The 7174-nt window shown below is 39.8% G+C and carries 4 protein-coding genes; 3 read left to right on the top strand and 1 reads right to left on the bottom strand.

The window, feature by feature from the left end:
* From G1O98_RS40455 to G1O98_RS35805, 3 genes are all read left to right on the top strand, one after another.
* Nucleotides 1-4770, top strand: a complete 4770-nt coding sequence (locus tag G1O98_RS40455) for a hypothetical protein (protein WP_163938879.1) — start codon at nt 1-3, stop codon at nt 4768-4770.
* A gap of 289 nt (nt 4771-5059) precedes the next feature.
* Nucleotides 5060-5401, top strand: coding sequence for a hypothetical protein (locus tag G1O98_RS35810; protein ID WP_114083935.1), 342 nt, complete (start codon nt 5060-5062; stop codon nt 5399-5401).
* 144 nt (nt 5402-5545) lie between these two features.
* Nucleotides 5546-6337 carry a hypothetical protein gene (locus G1O98_RS35805; RefSeq protein ID WP_163938877.1) on the top strand — a complete coding sequence of 264 codons (792 nt, stop codon included), beginning with the start codon at nt 5546-5548 and terminating at the stop codon, nt 6335-6337.
* A gap of 61 nt (nt 6338-6398) precedes the next feature.
* Here G1O98_RS35805 and G1O98_RS35800 read toward each other — a convergent pair.
* The coding region (locus G1O98_RS35800) for a hypothetical protein (RefSeq protein ID WP_207794526.1) at nt 6399-7174 on the bottom strand (776 nt) is incomplete at its 5' end.

Here is a 7174-nt window from a genome sequence, read left to right as displayed (position 1 = left end):
ATTAAACATTTTGATCCCAGGCTCAATCAATGGATTTATACAGATGATCGTAAAAATATTTTAACTGAAAATCTCAGTAATACTTTACTGGAATTTTACTTTCCTAACAAAAATTTTTCATTTGGACATTCAGATGAATACAGTACAGATGAAGACTTAAAAAATCATCCAGATGGACACGTTTTACTATTATCTTCAAAAACTCGTTTACTTTATGGAGAAAAGGAATGTTTAGAAACGATTCAAAAAATTTGTCCCGATAGTAAAGATCGGGGTGCTTATGGTTCCATCTTCCTTGGGGCTTGTAAAAATGCGATTCACGAGAAGCTAAACATTCTAGTAGTAGATGATTCTAATAATAATCCCGGTCAAAATGGAGGGATATTATCAAATGATTTAGCATATAAACTAGTTGGCGATTGTTATGGACAGATTTCAACACAACTTTATGACAAGCTCACTTCAAGAGAATCACAACAAGATAAAAGCTACCGTGTTATCCAGCATCGATTTGGCTGGAAGGAAGGAAACGGAGAAGATACTACTAAATACCGCTTTGGTAAAGGGACACTCCGACCATACAAACTAGATAAAATAGAATATGCAGAGCCAAATAACAAACCAAAAATAGACATAATTCTCCCCATAAGTAGTTTTAAGGGAACAGATAAGGATAGACCAACAGGGGCGACTAAACCTCAAATTAAGCCAGGGTTGTATCAGCAAGATATTTGGTTAGCCGAAAAAGGGCAATCTCAGCAAGGTAAGATGTCTATCTCCCAACTATTGGCATCTTTCCCCCAAGGAATTAAAGATTTTGCCGAAGAATTAGAGCTACAAGCTGAAAAACTAGTTTCTATTCAAGATGACCCTAGAATTGTTGCTGCTTACTATTGTGAAAAATACGAAAAACGCAAAGAATCATTGAACCAAAGTAAATTAAAAATAGGAGAAGTCACAAACCTGGAACCAGATGTTAAAAACTTAGGGACAAATGACGATTTAGATACAGATGAGGAATTAGATGACGAGAGTACTAAAGATGACTTGTTCATGTACAAACTCATCAAAACTGACTTACTTGGTCATCAACAACTTTTAGAAACGGAAAAAGTTAAACAGGAATTAAGTCGGTTTTTACAGAGCCAATGGCGAGATATCGCTTTTGGGAAAACGCTTACTTTTGACCGAGGGATGATTATTCCATCCAAGGAACTTAAAAATGGTGAAATTTGTGTTTCATGGGAAAAGAATGAAGAGAAAATTCTTAACTTCCGTTCTCCTTTTCTAAATTCTAACGGATTGTGTGTGTCTGCTAACAAGCACGTTAAAGATCGACTCGGGCCAGATGGTAAAGACCTCAAAGGCATAATCGTAGTCAATGACGAAGACCACAAGCGCATACAGCAAAGAATCACAGAGCTAGAAGCACGAGGAATCAATGCTGATTTTATCGACCCAGCAGAAACCGAATCAGAACGCCAAGCACGAGACTACGATGGTGACTGCATTGGTGTGGCACTAGCTAGTAAATATCCTAACTTAACAGCCGAAGCCGAGTACAGAAACCAACCCCAGAATGCTTATGCTCCGACAGTTAAGCTCAAAAAGCAATCATTTTACGATCCCACAGATGGAAGCCAGCCCCCTTTTGAAAAAATCGCTATTCACATGAGCGATAGCATCAGCGTGGGCATAATCAACAATCAAGTGACAGCACTGGAGGCATTAGAATCAGAAATTGAGGTACTAAAGACTTACGGTACTTTTGAGCAGAAATCAAATTATCTAGACCAAGTTTCTAATCATTACGAAACCCTGTTTGAGCAAGAACGGCAGAAAGAGCCAAAGTTAATTCGAGAAGAATACAAGCCGTATATGCAAGGGGTTGTCGAACTTGCTCATTGTCAAAGAACTCCCGAAATTATCCAGCAGGCGATGGACATTAACCGTCAAATGTACCGGAGTATGATTGAAGAAGGATGTTATCAAAACCAAATAGCGGTTGATTTATTCAAAAGTGCTAAAAAACCTGAGATGGATAAAATCAGGGAAAACAACCGCTACTTATATCGTGATGTTAATTATATTAAAGATAAAAAGTCGCGTTCAGTTTATTTAAGCACAGGTATAACACCAAAGGGCTACTCACCAGTAGAATTATTGATTAGCCAAACCAATAAATATTTCCAAGAATCACAGTTAGAATCGCGTCCCATCGTCCAGTTTAAAGACTTATTCAAAGGAGTAGAATTTACACCACAACAAAAATTTGCAGCGATCGCCGCGAAGTACGAGTTCGATCTGAAGTTCAACGCTGCGGTACGTATGGAGCGACGGCGGGAAACCGAGAAGGGGCCATCAGCAATCATCCAAACTCCACAGTCTTGCCAACTCGAAATTACCAATCTAACTCGTTACGGGCATCCCCTAATCTGGAAAGCCCAGACACTTAACATTCGCCTAGAAGAAATTAAATTTACAAGTAGCGAACGCCCCCACAAATTACTAGCAGTCGCTCAGATTAATGAAGAAATCGATAAAGATGGAAAACCTGCATACCGTCAGTTGGGAACAGTTAGCCAGCAATCTGTAACTGACCACAACCTCAAGGCGGGGATAACTACGCAAGGAGCTAAACTCTTAGAACTAAAACCAGAACTTACCAGAAGCCAAACTAAACTACTCTTTGCCTTGGCAAATGATGCATCTGAAGCATTTTACGCTTCTATCCCAGAGTCAGAAAAACTTGCATCTGCTGCCGCCGCTTGGAACATCTGTGCATCCCGCCAGGATGAACTGGAAGTTGCAAGAAAAGAAAACGCAAACCCCCAAGCGATCGCTAAAAAAGTCTCCAATTTTGCTTTCGCTGCTTTCCCCAATGAGATTATCTCCCGCTTGGAGAAACTGCAATTTAGCGAACCGAAGTTAGTCACACTTCATAATGAAGCAAATCAATTTTTGGGCAGAAAGTGGAACCCAGACGAAAAACACCCCATAGAAATCAGAGCTAGCCACCACCCACCGGGACATGAACGCCACGTTTCCAGACTAATGTTTGTACAGGATGCTGACGGCGAATATAAGGAATTCGCCATGCTCGAAACCAGGGCTGGAATGTTACCAATTGGCACAAAGGCGCAAGCTAATTTCATTGGGGTAGAACCTGCTACCGCCAAAGCAACTATTGGGCTACCAGGAAACGAACCGGTTGAAATTACTATCCGTGAACTCAAGAACTTCTCTTACGCAGGACTTGTTTTTAACGCCGAACCCGTAAACTTAGGATTTGGCACTGTGCCGATTCCTGATAAAACAGTAAAAATCAAACTTGATGCTTTGACTCTGGGTGAGTTAGACAGTGATTCTATCCAGCAGTTAAAACAAGTTGATTACCTAAAAAATGGTAATCCCCTGAAGTTGAAACTTACTTCTATCTCTGAAGCTGGAGATCAAGCTTTTTTGCTGGGTGAGTCCCCAAATGGTAATCTCCTCAAAATAAATAAAATCAACTTTTATGATTTTTCTGGTCAGTCATTTTCGGATCGAGATTACCGAAAACTGACTATCAATTTGCCACCTTTAAAAACTAGAGATGCAGTATTTCTCAATGGTGAACCTTTGGGAGTGTTGCACTTTAAAAAAGATAAAGACGCGCTCAGACAGCTTGGATTGCTCAAAACCGGACAACTTACCCCAGCCCCCGCTATTATTGAAAGTAACTTCTCTGTTATTTGCGCTCAAATTGATCATAATACCGTTGAATATCCCCAGAAATGGACGAAGGAATTTCAGGTTTTTGGGACTCAATCGTTTGATTCTGAACAACAAGAGATGATTGAGAGTAGTGCGAAAATTCTACATTATATTAAAGAGCGTCCTACTTTCTTATTTTCTACAGAATCAAACAAAAAACTTGGAGTCATGGGTTTGGCTGTTGACAACCAGAAAGCTGAGACTGTGACTAAATGGTTAACTGCTCAAAAAGTTGAATGGCAGCAAGTACCAACAGAAGATGTTATCAGGGAAACCCAAAAAGGTCTAGCGGTATTTAACTTAGTTAGCAGTTCAATTCCTGCCAAAAGTTTGGATAATATGACCAAGAAATTTGGGTCAATTATTGAAACGGATAGTGACTATCAACAAAGAGTTAATTCCCTCGCTACACGACCGCAGTTTTTGAAACCACCAGAACAAACAGCACAATCCCCACCTAACCAATCTATAACTCCATCACTCTCCACTACTCCTTCTACACCAGATATTACTAATAGTACAAAAACCGAACTTCTAGGTGTGAAGAAGTCCTCAACAGTTACTATTGATGATTTGAGAAATTGGTACAATGCCGCAGATAAGTTAGGGAAGTCGGAGAATTACAAAAAACGCATTGTGGAAGTTGCCAATCAATTTAAAGCTGGTGAGCAATTATCAGCCGAAGCGTTGACAGTAATGAATCAAGATACATTTGAGCTTGAAAGAATCAGTCGACTGACTCAAATTGCTCAAAGGATTGGCATGATCTGGGGTAAGTCTAATGAAAATGCCACTCAAGTTCAAGGAAAAATTTATGACTTGGCTTTCAATACCCAGCAGAGAGATTTAACTATTTCGCAGAAAAATGGGGAGGTAATTTTAAACTTACAATCTGGCAAGGTGCAGACTAATAAAGTAACTCCACAGATATTGCAAACTTTTGAGGATGCTAATACTCAAATTGATAAAATATTAGCTAAATCTCAAGGGCAACAAATAGAGTTACAAAGATAGATTGTAAGAATTCAGTACCCAGGAGTCAGGAGTCAGAATTTATCAGGAATATAAAATGATTGGTATATTTGTTTATCAAATGTTCTCCTAATTCTTTAACTATTCAGTCCTTCTGAATTCAGAAGGACTGAATTCTTCCCGCAAAATACGCCAAAGAATTTCGTGCCAAACTTGGTTTACGGGCAAATGAATGAATTATTAATAGTAGACCTTTACCACCTGAATTGGAGCGCTGCAAATCTTAAACCCGGTTATAGAAGTAAAATTATAGAAGTTAAACACAAGAAAAATGACCGACGCACCTTTCCCTAACCGACTAGACCGTATTGAGCAAATAATCTTGGGTGTAGCTGAAAGACAAGCAAACACGCAAGCACAACTGGATGTACTCAGTCAAGAAATGAGAGAGCTTACCAGTAACGTTGACCGTGTTCTGGGTCGTAGTGCAATTTTGGATGATGTGTTACTTGAATTACGTGATAGTCACGAACAACATCAGCGAAACTTTGAGTCACACCAGCAGCAAGCAGAGGAGCATTTACAAGCATTCAAGGAACATCAGCGCACTACTAACGCTGCACTACAAAGCCTTGAGTCAATCTTGTTGCAGTTGATTAGAAATAATTCTTGAGATACGTAAGCAGTAGACCCCTGGTGAAATTGAAGTAAGGCGAATTTAATTATTGGCTAGGCGATCGCAGGCAGCGAGAAACCTTTCAGCAATAATCGCTTCAATTCGTCTTAGGTTCTCTTTCTTGTCCGTTTTGGCACGGCTATGCCAAATACGCTAAATACAAAGGTAAAACAACTGCCAATGCTCGATTACGTTAGTGCAGGAATCGCGTTTTACATAACAATGCTTCCAGTACAAGAGTGGATACTAGAATTCCGCCTCGGTTATCTCGGTCGCTACTGGAGCCTGATAAGTGTTGCTGGTTTATTCATTGGCTTTTTGCTCTGTCTGCTGATATTTGTGCCATTGATTATTAACATGGCATTAGATCCGTTCAGATATCCAGATCATTTGGTCATGAGCGGGATCGCTGCGGTGATTTTTGGTGCAATACTCTGGCTGGGGCAGTGGCTGATCCTGCGACAGACTGAGATGACACCGAGAATTTTTGCGCTGATCAATACGGTAGTTGGAATCTCTGTCTTCTCTGTGCTGGTGTGGTTCAATCAAAAAAGTTTGCAGTGGAGCGGTGGCCCGATTGAAGGCTGGAAAACCGGACTCATTTTTCTAGCAGGTGGTACAGTTACTGGAGCCGCGACGGGTAAGGCTTTAGATTTTTACTGTGCGCGAGTTGAGCAGCGATTAATCAGACTTGAGAGGGAGAGGGTAGAGCAAGAAACCCAAGAGCGAGAAAGGCTCTTAAGAGAAAGGTTTGAGAAGCAGAAATTAGAGCAAGAACGTTTAGAAGCAGAGATGGCAGAACGGAAAAGGATACAGCGAGAGGCGGCTCAAGAGGAAGAACGCCTGTGGTACGAAAAACACGGGAAAGACTATGCTGATTATGAATATGACGAGGATGAAGAGGAGTACGAAGATGAAGACCAGGAGGAATAAACTGGTTTAGAGCAAAGCTCACCATATCCAGCTTTTGGTGGCTTTGCCATTCGCTACATTATTAAACTTGGCTTGTGCGTAGAAGTTCAGCATACGCTGTCGCTGTATCTTTCATATATTGGTACTCTTCTCTAATTCTTTTATACTTATTCTCAATAGCAAAGCTGTCATTTGGAAGGAGATTTGGGTCATATTGTGCAACTTGTCTGCCAATCAAAAGTTCTCTAATAAAGCCAATATAGACTTGTTGTAATTCTTCAGCTTTATCGAGTAAGTTCTCAATTTGAAATAATGCTCTTTTGTAAATTCCCTGTTGACTAGCATAAAATTCTGACGTAAGTACTAAATCCAGTAAATTGTTGGTTTTGTGCCACTGCTTTCTTAATTTTAAAATTTCTGGTTCGACAAATTGGATATGCTCTTTAATTAGGAAGGCTAGTTGTTGAGCTACTTTGAGATTTGCTTTTTTATCAATATCAATTTTATCGAAAGTTGGAATACGTATAGATTGAAGATTATGCCAGGAATAAATGTACTCAATGCCTTCGGGTGTGAGCTTTGGAAAAATGACCTGGATTCTTCGATTCTCCTTAACCTCAAAAAAGATACCAAAGTTACCTAAAGGTAAATTTGGGTAACGAATATCTGCTCCATCAACTTCCAGCACTAAGTTACTTTTGATGCGCTTTATCTTTTGATCGTGATAAAAAACAAACCAATATCCGGCAAGCATTATTAAAATGATTATAGTGATGCTTATCCCGGATTTCTCACAAAGCCTGAAAAAAGAAGAGTCAAAAACTGCCAAAATGACTAATATACCTGAATTCCAGCAGT

Origin of the sequence: Nostoc sp. UIC 10630, from assembly GCF_010747425.1 — a bacterium.
In the GTDB taxonomy this organism is placed as follows: Bacteria; Cyanobacteriota; Cyanobacteriia; order Cyanobacteriales; family Nostocaceae; genus Nostoc.
This window is presented reverse-complemented; position numbering and strand designations above follow the sequence as displayed.